Raw genomic sequence first — 20,580 nt, 5'->3', positions numbered from 1 at the left:
GCATTCGGTTACGTTTCATAAACCTTCACGTCGAAAATTCCCACGATCGGGTCAATTAAGTCGACCCGACGTCACAGCGACCCTTTTTGGGCGACCCCCATATGGGGCCTTCGATTCAGCGGCCTCCGATCCGCCCACAGGCTGTGCGACCGCACGTCGTGGATCGGAGTCGCCCGGGATGTTGGTCGGGGAGGTACGCCATGGAGTCCGGTGAGCTGTCCGCTGCGGTGGACCAGGTGATCAGACGGTTGCGGCAGCAAGGGCTTTCGCGCGCGGACGCCGAGGATTGCGCGCACGAGGCCCTGCTCGCCCTGCTGATCCGGCAGACCAATCCCGACGCCGAGCCGATCACCGCTGTGCGGGCATGGCTGACGCTGGTCGCCCACCGCAAACTGGTGGACCGACTACGACGGGCCGACCTCGAACGGCGGACCCTGACCCACCCGCGGACCGCGGTCCCGACCACATCCGACCCAGCCGATGTCGTGACCGACCGAGCCATGGCCGGATGGCTCGCGAAGGCGCTGGACGAGCTACCCGAGGACACCCTGCTGGTGTGCCGATCGGTGGCCGCCGGAATCAGCATCGACGACATAGCCGCCCGGTCCGGGTTGACCCGCCGCTCGGTGCAATCCCACCTGACTCGCGCACGCAGCCTGCTGCGCCACCTCGCCGCCGGCGTCGCAGCCGCCGTAGCCGGGACCTTGGTGTGGATGACCCGCCACACCACCGCGGCCGCAGCCGCCACCGCGCCGGTCGTCCTGACCGCCGCCACGGTGATCAGCGTGACCCACCTGCCCCACCACACAACCTTGCCCCACCACACAGCCCCGCCCCAAGCGAACGCCCAGACACCCGGCGTCATCCGGACATTCCCACCGCCCGACAGTCCTCTCGCCCCGCCACCGCTACCGCAGTCCGAATCCACCCGGCCCACTACCTCCTCCGAGCCCACCACGACATCCGCCAACGAGCACACCACCCCGGCTCCAAGCCGTGCGCCCACGACGGATCGCACCTCCACGCCTCAGACAACAGACCGACACGACCCGCCCACCAGCACGAGCACCAGCACTGCGGGCAGCGCACGCACACCGACCACCACCGGCCCGACGAGGGGAAGCCGGCACCGAGCCGGTGCGACCGACCAGGCTGAGCACCACCTCCGACCACGGACAGCGGAACACGTCCACACACCCCCCGACCACCCCATCGGACCACCGACCCGGCCTGACACACATCACATCGGCACCGCCGACTCCCAGCCACCTACCATCCACGACGCGGACCCCGTCCGATCTCCTACGAGGCCGGTGATACCCACGCGGACAACTACGCCGCAAAGTTGGCGCAGGACGCCTCGGCCTGGCTACAACCAGTAGGGCAAGTAGCCCCACTACCGCCTCGCCCAGCGACCCGCGCTTCGGCAAGGCCGGGAACGGCTGATCGGCACGATGATGCGACTGCCGGACAACGAGGCACCGGACAACACGCTCTCCGACAGCGCCGCGCGGCGACCACGGCGGCCCGTACCGTTTACCGGCCTGCTTGGCGGTAGGCGAGGGTGGTCAGGCCAAGTTGGTCGGCGGTCAGCGAGGCGGTGAGGCCGTGCTCGTCCTCGGTGCCGACGATAGCGATGGTGCCGTGCCGGCGCTGAGCCGTGTGCCACGGTGGTCAGCATCGCCCAGGACACCGGGTTGGGTGGGCAGGGATCGGCGGTCTCCGACACGTCGGCGACCTCGGCGGACGCTCTCCTCGACGATTCTTCCTGGAAGGGCGTGCCCCATTCGTCGGTCCCGTCCCGGCTCATCGGCACCGCTCCAGCGATTGCCGACCTCACCGGTTCGTTCACCGCACTCGGGCGCACACGCCGTGACCGCATGGATCGGCAACCCGGCCGCACGCGACTCCCGCACCGATCGTGGACAAGATCATGACCTCCGCGTTCCGGACGGCCGTGACGGCACCCGCGGCCGATGAGCACAGCGACGCCGGACGGGCCGATCCGACTGCACTCGGCTACCAATCGTCCGGTCGACGCGGAACCAGGGTGTCAGAGCTCTGCACTGGGATGCTGAGCTGCGACGATCGCGCTGACCCCCCAGGGCATGATCGTGGGGTGTAGCGTTGCGGCTGCTGTACCTGATCTTCATCCGACTCGGTGACCGGCTAGTCCTGCTCGGCCGTCCTCCACGGCCAAGGACGTGGAGCTGCTGGTACTGCGGCACGAGGTCACCGCGTCGGAACAACCCCGACCCCGGTTGGGCTGGACCGATCGAACGCTTCGACCACACTCGGAGCGCACGCGGGGGCCGCGGCGCCGCCCCCTCACCAAGCACGGGTGAAGTCTGTGATGATCTCGTCGAGGCACCGTTCGACTACCGCCGCGATGGTCAACACCGGGTTGACGGCGGCTGTGGATCCGGGCATGAGGGAACCGTCCAGGCAATACAGGCCGCTGTACCCGCGCAGCCTGCCGTAGGCGTCGGTGCTCCTGCCCAGTACGACACCGCCGACGGGATGCGCGACGACCGGGTGGGTCGGCTTGCTGCTCATCACCGGGCGTCCGCCGGGCACGTACCGTGCGACGTGGCGGACGAGGCCGTTCACGGCTTGCCGGGCGGTCGCATCGTATTCGGCCTTCCAGTTCAGCTTGGTCCTGCCGTCAGCTGTCATGGTCCATTGCCCGAAGTGGTCGGAGATGCCCATGCCGAGACAGGCGAGGAGCCCCGAACCCACGGGGAAGGGCATGGGCGAGTGCATCACGCCGGCCGTGCCGTCAGCGTTGCGCACGAGTACCGCCGGAGGGCCGCCCTGTGGTGCGCCGACCGGCACCAGGGATGTCCTGATAATGGTCAGGTGATCGCCGTTGGATCCCCAGCCCTTTCCGATGGATTCGTGCAGCCGTGGCAGGGCACCGGTCTCGCGTGCGGTGAGCAGGATCCGCGGTGTGTGGACTCCGGCAGCGAGGATCAGCCGGTCGCAGACGAACACCAAGCGCTCGACAGCCGTTCCGCTCTCGTCCAGACGCTCGACGCTCACGCGATAGAGGCCCTTGTGATCCTGGGCCACGTGGGTCACCCGGTGAAGCGCCCGCACCGTGGTCTTGCCGGATGCTTCGGCACGTGCGAGGTACGTGCGGTCCACGCTCATCTTCGCACCGCTGTTGCAGCCGGTGAAGTGGTACTGGCCGATCACCGTCGCGGCCGTCTTGGTGCCGTCGAGTTCGCCTCGGACGGTGGCGAAGTCGTAGTTGCTCACGATGGTCTCGGCAGAGAGCCCTGACCGTTGTGCCGCGAGGCTCCAGAGGCGGTTCGAGTCATAGGGTGTCCGGGTGAGCAGGTCGTCGGGGAACGGGGCGGCCACCAGGCGCTTGCGTGCCCGGGGGTAGTAGACACGGTCGAATTCGTCGTAGTCCAGTTCGGCGGGGAACAACTGCCGGAAGGGGCCGGGGCGAGGCTGGGCGAGCACTCCTCCGTAGATCAGTGTTCCACCGCCGACTCCCGCGCCGCTGAGGATCACCACGCCTTCTTGGGCATTCACGTCCAGCAGTCCGGTCGAGCGCGGCAGGGCCGCCGCGAGTGCGCGACGGAGCAGGGACAACAGAGGCCCGCGTGCCGGCGGCAGGGGCGTCGAATCGTCGTCCAACCACACCAGTCGGCGGTCCGGGGAAGGGAACGCGGGGAAGGTGTCGCCGGCAGGTGTGACGGGCCAGCGCCTGCCCCGTTCGAGGACCACGTTCTCCACGCCGGCCTCGGCGAGGCGGAAAGCCGCGATGCTCCCGCCCACACCCGAACCGATGATCACAACCCCGTGCCGTTCCTCGCGTTCGGTCCGCGTACCTCCGGCGTGCGACAGCGCGGTGCTCCCAACGGCGCCCGCCACAACGGATCGCCCGCCCATCACTTGTTCCGGTGTGTCGATCGCCTGCGGTCCGCCGTCGTACGAAGTGTCGTCGTTCATGGATGTCCTCCCCTGTCGGTGCTTGCGCGACCGCACGGCGATGTGCGGTCCAGGTCGTCGCGGACGAACGAACTGAGTACGTCCATGAACTCTCGTGGCTGTCCAGGTAGGAGACGTGCTCGGCTTCCGGCAGTACGGTGAATCGGCCGGCCGGAAGTCGGTGTGCCGCTACCTTGCTGTTCTTGGTGAGGAGCTCACTCAGCGACCACACCTCGGCCGACCGGCGTCGGGATCGATGGCGATGCGGCCGCGGGCGGTCGAAGCGAGGTGATTTCCAGGGTCATGCGGGAGAAGATGACGGTGAAGGTAGTGGACCCGCTGTTCAACAGGTCCAGGCAGGACCGTCCCAGGATGAGCAGGGTGCGCGAGCGCGAGCCGGAGGTGATGGTCGGGTTGCCTCAGCGACACGCACGGCCCCGTCCTGCGTCGTGGGAACGACCGTGGCGTTCTGCGGGGTCAAGCTCAGCGGCGGGATACGGGTGTCGTTCTGGCTGCTGGGCGGGGTGCGGGCGACATCCAGCGCTCGAGCGTGCCGGAGCACCGATCCCCGCCACCACGGACCGGCCACCCACACCGGCTGCCGATGACCGCCGGTCGTTGTCGTATCGAGCAGTTCGGCGGCCCCGACAGCGTTCCAGCCCTGGAGTGTCACAGCGGGATGTTGCCGTGCGCGGCTTCCGACCGTGCGGGGTCGAAGGCCGGTCGCCAGGTCGCGGCGAACGCGGCTATCAGTCGTGCGCGGGTGTGGGCGGGGTCGATGACCTCATCGATCACCCCGAGTTCCAGGGCGCGCGCCACTCCTCCTGCTGTCCGACGTTGCTCTTCCACCAGCTCTGTTCGAAGAGCCGCCCTGCCGGTGACGTCCGCCGCGGCCAGCCGCTTGCGGTGCAGCACCTCCACCGCGGCCTCCGGTCCCATGACGGCGACTTCCGCCTGCGGCCAAGCGAAGACCTCGGTGGCGCCCAGAGCCCGGCAGTTCATCGCTATGTAGGCGCCGCCATAGGACTTCCGCATCACCAGGGTGACCCTGGGCACGCTCGCTTCAGCGAAGGCGTACAAAAGCTTCGCACCGCGCCGCACCACACCGCCCCACTCCTGGCCGACACCGGGAAGGAAACCGGGCACGTCCACCAAGACCAGGAGCGGGATCGCGAGGGCGTCGCACATCCTGACGAAGCGGGCCGCCTTCTCCGCGCTGAGGGAGTCCAGGCACCCGCCTTTGCGAAGCGGGTTGTTGGCCACTGTCCCGACCGTGGCACCACCGAGCCTGCCCAGCCCGACCACGATGTTGGGAGCCCACTTGGCCTGCAACTCCTGGAAGGACTCACCGCCGCGGTCGAGGATGGACCGGATGACGGGGTGCACGTCGTAGGCCCGTTGCGGGGACAGGGGGAGCAATGCGCCGGGATTTCCGGGGTGCCCCGGCGCGCTCGGGTCGAACGACCCCCGTCGTGTCAGCAAACCGAGCAGGTGGTGCACCCGCGCGTACGCGTCGGCTTCCGAAACCGCTGCCACGTGGTTGACACCGGACTTGCGGGCGTGCGCATCAGGGCCACCCAGATCCTCCATGGAGATCACCTCGCCGGTCACCCCACGTACCACGTCGGGACCGGTGATGAAGATGCGGGCATCGGGAGCGGTGATCACCAGGTCGGTAAGCGCCGGGCCGTACGCGGCGCCGCCGGCGGCGGGGCCCAGCACGACGGAGAGCTGCGGCACCTTGCCGGAGGCTCGCACGATCGCCGCGAAGACCTGGGCCATGCCGTGCATGGCTTCCACGCCGTCGGTCAGCCGCGCGCCACCGGAATGCCACAGCCCGATGACGGGCCACCCCTCCGCTGCCGCGGCGTCCACGGTCCGGGCGATCCGCAGGCATTCAGCCAGTCCCAACGCACCGCCCTTCTTGCCCGCGTCCGTGCAGAACGCGAAGACGTCCGCCCCGCCGATCCGACCACGTACCGCGACCACCGCGAGTTCGTCATCGTCATGCAGCCGGACCACGGACCCGTCGTCCAACAGCCGGGCCAGTCGCAACTGCGGCCGGCGGGGGTCGCTCTGGACGACTGGCGCGTTGGAGGAGGACGTGGGCGTCACGAGGGTTCCTCCGGTCCCGGTTCACGAGGGCGGCCAGGCGTTGTGGTGACATCCAAGCCGGTCACGAAGACCGGAGCGAACTCGGCAGGCATCGGAGAACTCCTTGCGCACGGCTCAGCGCACGTGCGGTGATCAGTGGTCAGCCCAGGACTTGACCGGATGAGGTCGATGATCTCGCCTACGGTGACGATTCGCTGGGCACAGCGTGGCACTTCTGCGGCCCAGAATGATGTTCAGACGCAGAGGTAGGACAAGATCGAGGCTGTCGACTTTTCGCTCACATCAAATTTTCGAGACAGTCGGAACAATCTTTCCCGGCCAGTACACCCGCCATTCCGCCCTGCCGCAACTCGGTACACCCGAATGGTCGAACGCACTGGTCGACTCAACACCCCAGGCCGATCTCCCGCAACGCTCCGCGCATGCCTGAATTCAGGATTCGACCTGATCGGGACCCCTGAGGTGACGTGATCGTCGATCTTTGCCGGCACTGCCGCAATGTCGATCAAAAGTGACCCAAGGAAGGGCGAATCAATTTCGCCTGGAATATACCGCGTGATCAGAGAATAGTTCCCCAAGATGATATTGCCGCTCCTCGCCGGCGAGATTTCCCCCTCCCGGCCGAAGGTCACGTTTCGGTTACGGTGAGCGCCGTACGCTTGTGCTCCGAAAAGTTGCGGCGCAGGCTCCGAGCATGCCCCAATGACCCAGAAAATAGTTTCTCCAGAATTCCGGGTACACCGCCGCCGTAGCAGCCGAGGCCAATTTGGCACACCAATCTCGGAGGCCGGTGACCCGACTGGGAACACCTTGGCCGGGAGAACCGGCCCGTTTTCGAGAGCACAACGCGCAGAAAGGATCATCCTTTCTCCAGCGCTCGCGAGCGTCACCTTCGTGACACATGACCACGGGTGGCAGTTCCTCATCGGCCGACCGTGGTCACGGCGCGACCGGCAACACTCCCACTCCCGTGCGATGCATTTAGACGATCCTCGTCGAAGATCTTTGCGGGTGAACTCCGTCAGCCTCGACGAAATGACTGGTGATGACCACGAAGAACCCGATCGACGCTTACAACTGGAACCGGGACGGAAGGTACGAGCGTGGTCTGGAAACGGCGAATGCGCTGGCCGGCCAGGAAGCTGTGCAGAGTTTCCTCGACGAGCTGGAGCCGATCAGCGAGAGCACCGCACGCCTGATCATCGAGACGGTCTTCGGAACCCTGCACCACGAGCCGGGCCTCGATCACCGCGAACGGGAGTTGGTGACCCTGACGGCCCTCGCGGTCCTGGGCGACACCGAGAAAGAGTTGCAGCTCCACTTGGCGACCGCGCACAGGATCGGCATCCCTCCCTCCTCCGTCGTCGCGCTGTTCGCCCACGTCAGCGCTTATGCCGGGTTCCCGAGGACGCTGAACGCCCTCGCTGTCGCGAAGGCCTTCTACGCCGATCAAGGGCTCCTTCAGCACGAAGATCAGTAGTTCGAACTCTTTGCCCTCGAGAAAAGGCTCACTCATGACTTCACGTTTGGCGGTGCTCCTACCCGGCCAGGGTGCCTACTTGCCCGGGGTGCTCGCTGATCGAGCCCGGCACTTCCCCAGGGCGGTCGAGGTACTCGAGACGATCGACGCCGTGACTGCCGAGCACGGCTTCGAGCCCGTGGCACCGTTGGTCCTGGAACGGGACGCGCCTGCGTTGGACGAGCTCCTCGCCAAGAACAGCGACCAACTGGATCTGGCGATCTACGCCATCAACGCGGCCGGTTTCGAGATGCTGTCCGGACTTGGGCTGCGGCCCGATGTCCTGGTCGGCCACAGTTTCGGCGAGTTCGCCGCGCTCTCGGCCGCCGGAGCGATCCCGGTCGCCGACGTCGCCCGCATGGCGTGCATCCGGACGGAAGCCTTTCGCCGGGCCGACCCGGCCGAGGGAGGGCTCCTCGCGCTGGACGTGCCGGCCTGGCGCGCCGAGCACCTCGTGGGTCTGCTCGACGATCCCGGGCTCCGCCTGGCGATCGACAACGGGCCGGGACAAACGGTCGTTTCCGGGCCGTCGGCATCCCTGCGGGCGGCGGAAGGGGTGGCGACCGGCCTGGGCTTCCGCGCCACTCGGCTGCGGGCCAGGTATGCCTTCCACAATCCTGTGCTGAGTCTCGCCGCGGACATTTTCCGCGACTCCACGGCAGACGTGCGGGTGACCGAGCCCCGTGTGCCGGTGTTCTCCCCCATCCTGGGCCGGCACGTCCGAACCGTCGCGGACGTCCAGGAGGTGATCACCAGGAACATGGTGGCGCCAGTGCGCTTCTACGATGCGTTGATCACCTTGTTCCGGTCGGGCACCACGGCATTCATCGAGGCCGGTGCGCGCCAGGCGCTCACCGGCATTGTCAGGTCCTCGCTGCCCCCGTCCGCGCGCGCAGTTGCGCTGCTGCCCAGCCGTGGTGACGTGGAGAGCATCACCGCCGCCCTCGACGAGGCGGGGTTCCCGGTCAGCTGGAACCCACTGTCCGCCGGGTCAGGCCAGGCCGAGTCGGTCGTACGCGAGGTACAGGCGTCACCACAGGCGACGGTCCCTTCCGAACGGGATTCGCCGACCGCCCGCGCCGACGTGCTCGCCGAGCTGGCCAACATTTACGCGGACGACCTCGGCTTCCCGGTGGAGATGCTCGCCTCCGACATCGACCTCGAGGCCGACCTGGGCGTCGACTCCGCCAAACAACTCGCCCTGTTCGAGCGGGTGCGGAAGCAGTACGGGCTATCCGAACCACCGGCCGAACGAAGGGTCCGCGCGACCACGCTGGAAAAGATCGCCGAGTTGGTGGAGGAGCAGCGCCGATGACCGTGCCGAGCGAGGCCGACGATCTGGTCGCTGTGGTGGGCATGGGCGTCGCGGTACCCGGCGCCTGCACTCCCGGCGAGTTGTGGAGGACGGTCAACGGGGGGCGTGACGTCTTCAGCGAGCCGGGGAACCGCTTCGAACTGAGCCGGTTCTGGTCCCAGGACCGGCAGGAGCCGGACAGGACCTACGCTCGCCGCGCCGGCTACCTGCACGACTTCCGGCCCCACCCCGCTCTGCTGGAAGCGGAGAAAGGCACCGGCCCTGGCGGCGATGACGCGGTCCGCTGGTTGCGGCACACGGTTCTGCAAGCACGGTCCGGTGTTCGGATCGAACCTGGTTACCGTTGCGGAGCCTACGTCGGCGCCTGGCCCGGAGGCAGCCAGAGCCTCGTCGAGTCGTTGCTGGTGGAACTCATCGCCCGGTTGGAACCGGATGACGAGCAAGCGGAGCGGGTTCGAGCGGCCTTGCTGGAGCACTACCGGCACGCGGTGACGCTTGATCAGGCCGCCGGCCCCGATGCCCTGGTGCGCAGTGCCTTCACGGGGTTGACGGAGCAGGTGGCCGAGTCCTTCGTGGTCGACACGGCGTGCGCTTCCTCGCTCTACGCCGTGGATCTTGGCAGCAAGGCTCTTCTCGCGGGTGAGTGCGAGATCGCCTACTGCGGTGGCGTCAACGTCGTGGATCCGACCATGGCGGTGATGTTCGCCAAACTGAGCGGGCTCTCCCCTCGCGGTCGAGTCCGGGCGTTCACAGGAGCCTCGGACGGAACGCTGTTCAGCGACGGCGCCGGGATCGTGGCGTTGAAGACGCTGCGCAGGGCGCGCGAAGACGGCGACACCGTCCTCGGGGTCCTCCTCGGTTTCGGCGGTGCCGCGGACGGCCGCGGCAAGTCCATCTCGGCCCCGAACCCCGCCGGTCAGCAACGCGCCATACAGCGAGCCCGGACGGTCAACGGTGTCAGGGCGGACCAGATCGACTGGGTCGTCGCGCACGGGACCGGCACACCAGCGGGCGACGGCGTCGAGTCGCAGGTCCTCACGGCGCTCGGTCCTGACTCCGGTCACTGGTGCAGCAGCAACAAACCGATTTTCGGCCACACCGGTTGGACTGCCGGCGTCCTTTCCCTGATGCACGCCCTGCTGGCTCTGCGCCACGGTTGGATCCCCGGGCAGCTCGGAGCGGGGGAGTCCGAGAGTGGGACGAGTGGTGGAAGTATCCGAGTCCCGGGCAGAGCTGTGCGCTTTCCGAGCAGGCAGGACAGATCTCGCACCGTCGGGGTATCGGCGTTCGGCTTCGGCGGGACCAACGCGCACCTGCTGGTGGCCGATCGCCTCGACGCCGGAGGTCTGCGCTCCGGTCCGCCGGTCCAGCCGGACTCCGGGGAGCTGGTGCTGGTCGCCTGGTCGGCTTACCTGCCCGGCGAACCGTCCACCGAGTCGGTCCGTGACTGGTTGCGCGGCACGGGAGCTCCACCCGAGGCCGGCTTCCCTCGGCCTTACCCCGCGCCGGCACCTGCCGACATCCGGATGTCAGGCCGCACGACACCGGTCGTCGACCCCTGTCAGTTGATGGCGCTGCAGGTCGCAGCGCGTTTCGCCGCGGAGCACGGTGAGATGTGGGCGGACGTCCGGGAGACGACGGGAGTGATCGCGGCGCACACCGGGATGCCACGCGCGCTGGTGGGCACGGCCGTGCGCTGCTACGCACACGACGCGACCTGGCTGCTCGGCCGGCACGGCGACGACCCCGCCTTCTCCCACGTGGCACAGAGACTGGAGAAGATCCGTCAGCAACTCCCGGCGACGACGGAAGACTCGCAGGCAGGCACGCTGCCGAACGTCATCGCCTCCCGCATCGCGGCCCGCTACGACCTGCACGGCCCGTGCATGGCGATCGACGCCGGGAGAGACGGCACGCTCGCGGCCCTCCGGGTGGCCCACCGCTACCTCAGGACCGGCGAGCTGGACCTGGCGCTGGTCGTCGCCGTCAACGGCAACGGGAGCACCGAGAACGTCGTCCTGGCAGGGCTCGGGTCGGCGCCCCTGGGCGAGGGCGCGTTCCTCCTGGCCGTGACGACGAACCGCACCGCGGAAGAGCGCGGCCTGCCGGTCCTCGCCCGGTTGTCCTTCGACGACGCCCCGCAGGAACGGCCGCCGGCGGCAGGGGACCGCAGCTACCTGGCCGCCGACCACGCCCTCGCCCTCCTGCGCGCTGTGGAGCGTGCAGCCCTACCCGTGCGGTTGCGCGCCGACCACCAGGACACGGTCCTGCTCGCCGAGCCGGCCGAGGAGGCGCGCAGGGGGCAGGAGGACATCGCGCCCGAGTGCATGACCCGCCGCTACCGGAAGCAGCTCACGGCCGAGGCCGCGACCCACCACGGTGAGGCGGATACCCCGCTGTCACCGTCGCTGCCCCGGCGTGGCGTCGTGCTCCTGGCCTCCCCCGAGGTCGGTGCCGCGATCCACGACGAGCTCCACGACAGCGACTCGCTCGTCCTGGACCTGCCGGACGACGGCGGCGGGCCCGCGTCCGCGGCTTCTGTGGACAAGATGCTCAGGGCTGTCGACTCCGCGGCTCCCCACCTGACGGTGCTGGGAGGCCTGGCGGCTCTCTCCGTGCCGCGCGCCCTCGCCCTGCACGACGCGGTCTTCCTCGTCACCCAGCGACTCTGGTCGCGGTGGCAGCCGGAGAGCTCGCTGGCCGTCGTGCTGGGTGCGGCCCCAAGTGACCGGACGGCGCACCCGACAGCCTCGCTCTTCATCGGGTTCGTCAAGAGCCTGCGCTGGGAACGCCCGGGCACGGTCGCCTTCACGCTCACCACCGACGAACCCGTCACACCGGGCCTGCTCACTCAAGTGGCGCGGGAACGCGCCGTCCGCCCGCTCCCGCCTCCCGCCGTCTCCTACCTCCAGGGCAGGCGTTGGACCGAAGCACTGCTCCCGGTCCCCCTCACGACCTCGGTGCCGCCGTCGGGCCTGCCGCTGACCGACGGATCCGTCTGTCTGATCACGGGCGGGGCGGGGGACATCGTCCAGGCCCTGCTCGAAGCCCTGGCAGACCACACCCGTCCCAGGCTGTGGCTCCTAGGCCGCACCGGAGAGGCAGTGCCCTCGGAACTCGAAGGCATCGGGGACGAGCGGCTCGCGGGCACCCGCGCCGACCTCATCCGCCGCCTGCGCGAAACCCTGCCCGATGCGACCCCGAAGTCGGTGGTCGCCCGCGCGGACGCCCTGCTGAAACAGCGCAGGCTGCAAGTCAGGCTGCGGGCGCTCAAGGACCTGTTCGGTGAGGACCGGGTGCACTACCTCGCATGCGACATCCGGGACGAGGGCTCGGTCCGAGAAGCGGTCGCACGGGTGCTGAGCGTCGAAGGGCGGGTCGACTTCGTCGTCCACGCCGCGGGCCAGGTCGCCTCGACCCTGCTGGAGAAGAAAGGGCTGGAAGTGTTCCGCGCGGTACGGGACACCAAGGTTCTCGGTCACCTCAACCTCAGGGCGGCGCTGGGCCCGGGGCAGCCGTCCCTGTGGTGCAACGTCGGCTCGTACTCGGGATCCGCCGGCTCACCCGGTGACACGGACTACGCCTCGGGCAACGCCTACCTGGAGGCCACCGCCGAGACGGCTGCGGGTCACAACGAGCTCACCGTCGGCTTCACGATGTGGCGGCAGACGGGCATGGGATCCGACGCCCTGTACCAGGAACACGTGTCGCATCAGGGGCAGTTCACCCCCATATCGACGGCGGAGGGCACCGCGCAGTTCCTCGACGAGCTCGCAGCCGCGCCACGTGCCGGGGGCACGTCGGTCTATCTGGGGAACACGGAACGGAACCGGCTGCGGCACCACTTCCCCGGCCTGGTGCGCGACGAGCCGTCTGCCCGGCGCGCGAGCCGCCTGTGGCCGTCCTGGCGGTCGTCACCGCGGGAGCCGGGCGGCAGCGGGGAGTGGGACTACCTCATGACCCCGGACGGCGAGCCCCACCTCTACGACCACCTGGTCAGCGGCAAACCGACGGTGCCCGCGACGTTCATCCTGGACATCGCCGCACAGGCCGCGGAAGCGCTGGTTCCGGGGACGTTCACCACCGGGTTCCGGGACGCCCGGTTCGACACCTTCATCCGCCCGTTCACCCGGAGCAGGCCCGCTCCTTTGCGCATCAGGGCGCGGGTGGCGCAGCACCGGTCCGGCGACGAGCCCAGGACAGCCGTGGCGGTGAGCATCCACTCCGACACCCTGGGCCCGGACGGCCGGCTGCGACCGGGAGGACTCCGCCATTTCCAGACCGAGGTGCTGCTGTCCCACGATCCCCTGCCGGACGGCTCCCCGTGGCACCCGCCTGCCCCCGTCACGCCCCTGGCCGCCCGCGACCCGTATGCCGTCCCAAGGGCTGCGGTGTCACTGCGCGGCCCCTTCCGAAACCTTTCGCACTGCTCGGTGGACGCCTCCGTCACGCGCGGCAAGTGGACCCCCGAACTGGCCGGGTATCCCGGATTGCGAACGATGACGATACCGGCGCTGCTGATGTGCGCCGCGCTCAGGACGTCCGCCCTGCGGCCCGCCGGTGAACGCGACAACCCCCTGTTCGTGCCCCGCTCGGTGTCGCGCGTCGACCTGCACACGCACGGAGCCAACGACCACGATCTGCTGCTTCGTCACGGGCACGAGCTCGTGGTGTCGGTCGGTCCGGACGGCGTCTACCGAGCCGTCACCCCCACCGGCCGGCTCCTGCTGGAGATGTCCGGTGTCGAACTGGTGGAGATGGCGACATGACGAATCGACCCTTCACCCAACCCGATGCGGACGACCGGGAGAGGGCCATGGAAGGCGCGTACTGCGTCGTCACCGGCGCCACCTCGGGCATCGGCAAGGAGATCGCCCGGGGACTCGTCACGGCGGGCGCGCACCTTCTCTTCATCTGCCGCGACCGCGCGCGGGGCGAGGCGACGCTGGCCGAGCTGCACCGGGAGAGCCCGTCCGCCGCTGTCCGGATGCTCGTGGCGGACCTCTCGGACTTGCGGGACGTGCGCAGGGTGGCCGAAGAAGCGCATCACCATCTGCCGCGCCTGGACGTCCTGATCAACAACGCCGGCACGCACGACCTGCGGCCCGAGGTCAGCGCCGACGGGTTCGACAGGATGATCGCCACCAACCACCTGGGTCCCTTCCTCCTCACCAACCTCCTCGCGGATCTGCTGGAGCGTGCAGCACCGTCACGCATCGTGATGGTCGCCTCCGAATCGCACCGCAGCGTGCTCCACCTCGATCCCCGCGCCTTCGCCGAACCCGGCTCGTACGGCCGGATCGGCTCCTTGGCCGTCTACGCCCGCTCGAAGCTGCTCAACGTGCTGGTCACACAGGAGATCGCGCGCAGGTGGACGTCACGCGGCATCACCGCCAACGCCTTCTGCCCCGGCCTGGTGTCCACCGGGCTCGTCCGCAACATACCGATGGGCACGCGACTGTTCTCCCTGGCGGAACGGACACCGCTCGTGCGCAACGCCCGTCAGGCCGCCGAACACGCCCTGCGGCTCGCGGGTGACCCGCGCTTCGCCGGCCGCAGCGGCGGCTTCTACTCCACGACACCCGGAGCCGTGTTCCTGCCACCTTCCCCGCACCGTTTCCGGACCGGCCTGCAACGCGCCGTGTGGGAGCGGTCGGAAGAACTGGTGGGTCTCTCATGACACGTCCGTCCCAGGAACGCGGCACACCCGAAACCATCCCCGGAGGAGCGACCGTGCACGGAACCCGGCCGATAGCGGGGTGGTCCTCGCCGGGTCCGATGAACGGCACGGACACGCTCTTCTGGCGCATGGGGACCAACCCGCTGACCCGTCCGCACGTCACCTGGCTCTGGTACCTCGACAGGACGCCGGACTGGCACGCATTCCTCGACGGCTGCCGGTGGACCGTCAGAAAACTCCCCCGGCTCACCCACCGGGTGGCCGACACACCGGTACGAGCCGGAACCCCGGCGTGGGTGCCCGACCCGCACTTCCGCCTCACCCGGCACATCCACCGGATGCGACTCCCGGAGCCGGCCGGCCCACGCGACCTCCTCGAACTCGTCGAGTGGCGCAACAACGCCGACTTCGACCCCTCGCACCCACCCTGGGAGGCCACGCTCGTCGAGGGCTACCAACAGGACCAGGCCGCGATCCTCCTCAAGTGGCACCACAGCATCGGTGACGCGGTCACCATCGTCTCGGTCATGAGCAGACTGCTCCCCGAGGCCGCGCCGACCGGCGTTCCCAGCCGGTCCCGGCCGCCCGGCGAGCACAACGCCCGGCAACCGGCCACCGTCGCGCGCCTCCCGTTGTCCTCAGCGGCCCACGGCGTCAGCGACGGCACGAGGACGCTGCTGCGGGAGACCGCGCGGTGGCTGACGACACCGCGCGCGACCGGCGACCGGGTCCGCCTCGCCGGCCGGGCCGCCGCGCAACTGCTCCAGCCCGTCGCACGGTCGCCGCTCCTGCGCGGGCGCAGCGCCGCGATGCGCTGCGGCATGCTCACCGTTCCCCTGGCGGACCTCAAGACCGCGGGCAGAGCGGCCGGTGTGTCCGTGACCTCCACCTACATCTCGGCGGTGCTGGCCGCGTTCCACCGCTACCACGCCTACCACGGGATCAACCACCGCAGTCTGCCGACCCTGGTGCCGGTCAACATCCGCGAGCCCTTCGAGACCGGCGCCGGCAACATCGTCGCTTCGGTGCGGATCGCAGGCCCGATCGGCGACATGCCCGCCGCAGCGCGCATGGCCGCCGTGCACTCCGCGATCACCGAGGCCCGCAGCGCCCTGGTCCGGGACGTGTACACCGCTCTGGCCGACCTCGGCTCCTGGGTACCGGGCCTGGTCCACCGGTTGTTCGTGCCCCCTGTGCTGCGCAACGCGGTCGACCTCGTCGTCACCAGCGTTCCGGGGTTCTCCCGCACCACCTTCGCCGCAGGCGCCCACGTGGCGAACGCGGTGGCCTGGGCTCCCAGAGGTGGCGCCGCGGCCAACATATCGATGGCCTCGCACGACGGCACCTGCTCGATCGGGACCAACCTCGACCCTGCCGCCGTCACGGACACCGGCCTCTTCCACCACTGCCTGGAACAAGGACTCCAGGAACTCGTCGACGACTGATCCGCCCGAGGTCCGCGACACCACCGGACCGCCGAACCGACGGGAGGCGGGAGCAGTGACGCTGCCCCTGGAACGGGAATTGCGCGCGGAGAGGCGTCGGCTGATCGCCACCCTGGACCAGTTGCCCGATGACGCCTTCGAATCGGGTCGCACGCTGTGCGCCGAGTGGTCTCCCCGGGACGTCCTCGGGCACCTCCTCGCCGTGGACGACTTCGCGGCCTCCTACCTGCCCTACGGCCCGTTCTTGCACGCCGCCAACCGAAAACAGGTGAAGAAGGCCCGCCGGCTGCCGCGGGAGCGGCTGATGGCACGGGCCCGGGAGTGGGCGGACCGGCCGTCCCTGTCCAGCCGGGTCGGTGCGGTGATCGCGCTCGGCGACCTCGCGATCCACCACCAGGACATCGTGCGGGGACTGGGGCTGCGCCGGGACCTCCCGGCCACCGTGCCCACGTTCATCCTCTGGGACGGGGCGTTGCTGAGCCTGAGCACCAACCTGAGGGTCCTGAGGTACCGGGTGGTGCCCACGGACGGACATCCCGAGATCGGGATTCGCTCACCGCGCACCCGAGAGGTCCTCGGCACCAGGGAGGCCCTCGGGATGTGGCTCGCCGGGAGGGACTCGGTGACGGACGAACTCGTCTTCACCTGACCATGTTCCACCCGGCCACGTCTTCACCTTTCCGTGCCGCTACGCCCTGATCCGGCCGTCCCGAGCGGTAACAGCGCCGAGTTCGGCGGCCATCGCACACAGCTCGAGGAGGAGTCGCATGAACGACCGGAAGCCGACCAAGCGGCGCGTTGTGGTGAGAGGTCTCTCCACCCTCTTCTACGAGGCCGGAGAAGGGTCGGTGGTCCTGCTGGTCCCGGGGATCGCGACCGACCCTCAGGACTGGTTCCCGGTGATGACCGAGCTCGCCCTGACCCACCGGGTCATCGCGCTGTCGTTGCCCGGCCTGGGCGGCACCAGTCCGGTGCCGGATGTGCGTCCCGTCGCGATGGCCTCGTTCGTCGCGGACTTCCTCGATGTCCTGGAGGTGGACACGGTCGTCGCGGTGGGCCACTCCTTCGGGGGCCTCGTGGTAGCCGAACTGGCTCTGCGGAACCCGTCCGAGGTCAGCAGGCTGGTGCTGGTCGACGCCTCCGGCCTCGGCCGGGCGGTCCACCCGGTGGCCATCGCGCTGGCCCTGCTGCCCGAGCGCGCAGCCGACCTGGCCTCCGCCGTCGTCTCCCTCCCCGGCGGGGCCGCCGCCTTCGTCCTCTCGAGCAACCTGCTGCTGCGCCAACCGTGGCGCATCCCGGTGACGACCTGGGCGGCCCAGTTCCGGCTGGCCCGGTCACGACAGGCACTGCGGACCTCGCTCGAGGTGTTCCGCCAGTGCGCCGGCATCACCGGCCAGCGCGACGACATCATCGTGATCGACCGCCTGCACGAGATCACCGTGCCGACCCTGGTGATCTGGGGTGGCTTAGACCAGCTCCTCCCCGCTTGGCAGGGCTGGGCGGCGGCACGCCGACTCCCGGCCGGCCGCTTCGCCCTGCTGGCCGGAGCAGGGCACGTCTCCTACCTGGACAGCCACGAGGAATTCATCGACGCACTCGGTTCCTTCATCCGCGACGACCTGGAACCCACATCGCCGAACGGCCGCAGGAACACCGTTGGGGGAGGACTCCCGTGAACGACATCCTCGACGACGAAACGCTGGGCAAGGTGGCACGGACGCCCGGACGCAGCCTCGGACGGGGCGCCGGGCAACTGCCGACCGACCCCAGCGCAACCGCCGCCTGCCGTCGTTGGTCGACCGCCAGGCGTTCCTCGTCCAGTACGAGCCACCGCCGTGCAGCCACGTGGAAGCCACCGCTCACACGTCCTGACCTGAGCCCGCACACCGCCCGCAGGCATCCGCCGGCCGGCCTGACCAAGGAGATGTCCGATGTCCTCACGCCGCCCGGTCCGCATCGCCAGCTTCTCCGGCAGCATGGGCGACAGGTTCTCCGCTTTCCACAACGCCGTCCACGGGCAACCCGTCGACGTGCTGATCGGCGACTCGATGACCGAGTTCGTGGAGTCGATGGTGGCAGCCCGCTTCCTCGACGACCCGGAGGAGCACCGCCGGTTCTTCTCCCCGCTGTTCGCGGCACAACTGCTGCCCGAGCTGACCGCGCTGGCCGACAAGAAGCTGAAGGTCGTGACCAACGCCGGCGTGCACAACCCCCGCGGGCTGGCGGAGAAGATCCGTCAGGCAGTACAGGCGGGTGGTGTGGACCTGCGCATCGCCTGCGTCACCGGCGACGACCTGTTCGAGGAGGTCGACCGGCTGGTCGCCGAAGGGCAACTGGTCAACACCGACACCGGCGAATCCCTGGACAGCAGCGAGCGGCGCGTGTTGGCCGCTGACGCCTACCTGGGAGCCTGGGGTGTCAAGGCGGCACTGGACGCGGGCGCCGACATCGTCATCACCGGTCGTGTCGCCGACGCCTCACTGATCAGCGGTGTGGCCGCCTGGTGGCACGGGTGGGAACGCGACGAACTGGACAAGATCGCCGGCGCGGTCGCCGCCGGGCACATCATCGAATGCGGCCCACAGGCCACCGGCGGCAACTTCTCCGGCTTCACCACCGTGCCCGACAACACCGTTCTGGGATTCCCCATCGCCGAGGTCGCCGACAACGGTGACTGCGTCATCACCAAAAGGGCGAACGAGGGCGGCACAGTAACCGTCGACACGGTCACCGCCCAGCTGCTCTACGAAATCCAGGGCCCCCGGTACCTCAACCCCGACGTCACCTGGCACATCGACGCGGTGACGGTCACGCAGGAAGGACCGGACCGGGTACGCGTGACCGGCGCGAAGGGCAGCGCGCCCGTGGAGACCACCCGGGTGGGGATCCACCTGCACACCGGTTATCGCGGGTCGATGTGGTACTTCCCGACCGGACTGCAGATCGACGAGAAGGTGGAGGTGCTCCGGCAGCAGGCCGAGATCGCCGCGCGGGAGAACCAGGTGGAGGCGCTGCGGCTGTTGGTCTGCGGCCGGGCCGTGGACGATCCGGCCGACCAGTGGCAGGCCACCGTCCCGGTGAAGGTGACCGTCGCCGGGACCACCGAGGCACAGGTGAAAGATTTCCTCACCCAGCTCAACTCCTTCTGGCTGGGCAGCTTCCCGGGCTTCTACATCGAGGTCACCGAGATCTTTCCCGGCGTCCACGCCCGTGTCGACTACTGGCCCGGCCTGCTCCGCCAGGACAGCCTTCGACACCAGGCACACCTTCCCGACGGCCGGGTCGTCGACATCCCTCCCCCGTCCGCGGCACAGCCCTACACAGGACAGCCAGCCAGTACCCTCGCGCCACCGGCCGACCTGGCGTTCTTCGGCCCGACCGTCCGGCGTCCCCTCGGCGACGTCGTGCACGCGCGCGCCGGAGACAAGGCAGGCAACGCCAACCTCGGCGTCTGGGTGAACCAGGACGACGCCTACCCCTGGCTGCTGTCCTTCCTCACCACCGACCGGCTCACCGAGCTGATCGCCGGCCCCACGCCGTTCACCGCCGAACGCTACGAACTGCCGAAACTCCGCGGTCTTTGCTTCGTCCTGCAGGGCTACCTCGCACCCAGCAGCTCCTCAGGACTCCTACTGGACCAACTCGGCAAATCACTGGGCGAATTCCTGCGGGCACGCCACGTCGACGTACCCACTTCGCTCCTGCCGCCGCAACCCTGATCGCCGACCACCCGGTCCGGAGCCGCCCACCGACGATCGCGATTACAGCACGGTCGACAGCGTCACCGTCACGACCGAACACACCCTCCAGTCCGCCAACCGAGAGAGAAGGGCAGCCAGGGTCGGCAGCCCGTCACCCACGACGCCGTGCTCCACACAGGACACCGTCGAACACCGCATCAACAAGATCAAGCCGTGGCGAGCACTCGCCACCCGTCATGACGAAATGGAGAGCGATGATGATCAAGTCAATACGCACCGCCGCGGCCGCGCTGATGACGGCCGTCTCCGCCCTCGCGCTGACCGTGCCGGGGCCGGCCGGTGCGGCCTCGGGCGGGGTGCTGGACGTGACCTGCACCCCGCCCAGCAGCCAGAACGACACCTTCACCCCACCGCTGACCGTGACCCCGCGGGACGTCACCGTTGGCATCACGTCCCAGTTGGGGCCGTGCGTGTCGCTGAGCAACCCGGCCATCACCTCCGGGGCCATCAACTTCTCCGCGCTCGTGCGGGGACTGTCCTGCCTGGACCTGCTGCAAAGCGGGTCCATCACCTACACCATCGTCTGGAACACCGGTCAGACCTCGACCATCTCGGCCAACTACACCGTCACCATCGTGGGTGCCGCCCTAGTGGTCACCCGCACCGGCACGGTCACCTCCGGCCTGTTCGCCGGCAGCACCGTCCTGCAGGTCATCACCGGCCCGGCCACCGACGTGCTGCTGTGCATCCTCGGCCTGGGCACGGTCTCCAGTACCTACTCCCTAGTGACCCTGGAGATCACTTCGCTCTGAGCTTGTCTTTTGAGGTCCCGGTCGGTGATGTGCACTCCGGTTGATCATGGA

General features: G+C 69.0%; 12 protein-coding genes. 10 read left to right on the top strand and 2 right to left on the bottom strand.

Features of this window, described 5'->3' with window-relative positions; all coding sequences use genetic code 11:
* Positions 1–101: 101 nt before the first annotated feature.
* A complete protein-coding gene (locus B0I31_RS43160) occupies positions 102–1,382 on the top strand; it encodes an RNA polymerase sigma factor (RefSeq protein ID WP_106619043.1) in 1,281 nt (426 codons plus the stop codon).
* A 946-nt stretch (positions 1,383–2,328) separates the two neighbouring features.
* On the opposite strand, the gene B0I31_RS31625 is transcribed toward B0I31_RS43160, so the two are convergent.
* On the bottom strand, positions 2,329–3,963 hold the full coding sequence (locus B0I31_RS31625) for a GMC oxidoreductase (RefSeq protein WP_106619042.1): 1,635 nt from the start codon (positions 3,961–3,963) through the stop codon (positions 2,329–2,331).
* 648 nt (positions 3,964–4,611) lie between these two features.
* Positions 4,612–6,057, bottom strand: coding sequence for an acyl-CoA carboxylase subunit beta (locus tag B0I31_RS31620; protein ID WP_106619041.1), 1,446 nt, complete (start codon positions 6,055–6,057; stop codon positions 4,612–4,614).
* 1,045 nt (positions 6,058–7,102) lie between these two features.
* Between B0I31_RS31620 and B0I31_RS31615 the strand changes: the two genes are divergently transcribed.
* From B0I31_RS31615 to B0I31_RS31575, 9 genes are all read left to right on the top strand, one after another.
* Entirely contained in the window at positions 7,103–7,537 is a 435-nt protein-coding gene (locus B0I31_RS31615; protein WP_146174019.1) for a carboxymuconolactone decarboxylase family protein, read from the top strand.
* Positions 7,538–7,625: 88 nt separating this feature from the next.
* Positions 7,626–8,891: an acyltransferase domain-containing protein gene (locus B0I31_RS31610; protein ID WP_245950584.1), complete on the top strand. Its 1,266-nt coding sequence runs from the start codon at positions 7,626–7,628 to the stop codon at positions 8,889–8,891.
* On the top strand, positions 8,888–13,660 hold the full coding sequence (locus B0I31_RS31605) for an SDR family oxidoreductase (protein ID WP_106619038.1): 4,773 nt from the start codon (positions 8,888–8,890) through the stop codon (positions 13,658–13,660). The genes B0I31_RS31610 and B0I31_RS31605 overlap by 4 nt, the downstream gene beginning before the upstream one ends.
* Positions 13,657–14,571 carry an SDR family NAD(P)-dependent oxidoreductase gene (locus B0I31_RS31600; protein WP_219910878.1) on the top strand — a complete coding sequence of 305 codons (915 nt, stop codon included), beginning with the start codon at positions 13,657–13,659 and terminating at the stop codon, positions 14,569–14,571. The genes B0I31_RS31605 and B0I31_RS31600 overlap by 4 nt, the downstream gene beginning before the upstream one ends.
* Positions 14,572–14,669: 98 nt before the next feature.
* A complete protein-coding gene (locus B0I31_RS31595; RefSeq protein ID WP_181320577.1) occupies positions 14,670–16,016 on the top strand; it encodes a wax ester/triacylglycerol synthase domain-containing protein in 1,347 nt (448 codons plus the stop codon).
* A gap of 55 nt (positions 16,017–16,071) precedes the next feature.
* The gene (locus B0I31_RS31590; protein WP_106619035.1) at positions 16,072–16,665 is read left to right on the top strand and encodes a maleylpyruvate isomerase family mycothiol-dependent enzyme; all 594 of its coding nucleotides are present in this window, start codon (positions 16,072–16,074) and stop codon (positions 16,663–16,665) included.
* 118 nt (positions 16,666–16,783) lie between these two features.
* Positions 16,784–17,692 carry an alpha/beta fold hydrolase gene (locus B0I31_RS31585; protein ID WP_106619034.1) on the top strand — a complete coding sequence of 303 codons (909 nt, stop codon included), beginning with the start codon at positions 16,784–16,786 and terminating at the stop codon, positions 17,690–17,692.
* Positions 17,693–17,947: 255 nt separating this feature from the next.
* Positions 17,948–19,735, top strand: coding sequence for an acyclic terpene utilization AtuA family protein (locus tag B0I31_RS31580; RefSeq protein WP_106619033.1), 1,788 nt, complete (start codon positions 17,948–17,950; stop codon positions 19,733–19,735).
* 239 nt (positions 19,736–19,974) lie between these two features.
* Complete coding sequence (locus B0I31_RS31575) at positions 19,975–20,529, top strand: hypothetical protein (RefSeq protein ID WP_146174018.1); 555 nt, start codon at positions 19,975–19,977, stop codon at positions 20,527–20,529.
* The last annotated feature ends 51 nt before the right edge of the window (positions 20,530–20,580 follow it).

This window comes from Saccharothrix carnea, from assembly GCF_003014735.1.
Classification (GTDB): domain Bacteria; phylum Actinomycetota; class Actinomycetes; order Mycobacteriales; family Pseudonocardiaceae; genus Actinosynnema; species Actinosynnema carneum.
This window is presented reverse-complemented; position numbering and strand designations above follow the sequence as displayed.

Coding starts and splice junctions, on each gene's coding strand:
- B0I31_RS31595 (WP_181320577.1), top strand. CDS start 14,670: ATGAACGGCACGGACACGCTCTTCTGGCGCATGGGGACCAACCCGCTG.
- B0I31_RS31600 (WP_219910878.1), top strand. CDS start 13,657: ATGACGAATCGACCCTTCACCCAACCCGATGCGGACGACCGGGAGAGG.
- B0I31_RS43160 (WP_106619043.1), top strand. CDS start 102: ATGGGGCCTTCGATTCAGCGGCCTCCGATCCGCCCACAGGCTGTGCGA.
- B0I31_RS31605 (WP_106619038.1), top strand. CDS start 8,888: ATGACCGTGCCGAGCGAGGCCGACGATCTGGTCGCTGTGGTGGGCATG.
- B0I31_RS31580 (WP_106619033.1), top strand. CDS start 17,948: ATGTCCTCACGCCGCCCGGTCCGCATCGCCAGCTTCTCCGGCAGCATG.
- B0I31_RS31585 (WP_106619034.1), top strand. CDS start 16,784: ATGAACGACCGGAAGCCGACCAAGCGGCGCGTTGTGGTGAGAGGTCTC.
- B0I31_RS31575 (WP_146174018.1), top strand. CDS start 19,975: ATGATCAAGTCAATACGCACCGCCGCGGCCGCGCTGATGACGGCCGTC.
- B0I31_RS31615 (WP_146174019.1), top strand. CDS start 7,103: ATGACCACGAAGAACCCGATCGACGCTTACAACTGGAACCGGGACGGA.
- B0I31_RS31625 (WP_106619042.1), bottom strand. CDS start 3,963: ATGAACGACGACACTTCGTACGACGGCGGACCGCAGGCGATCGACACA.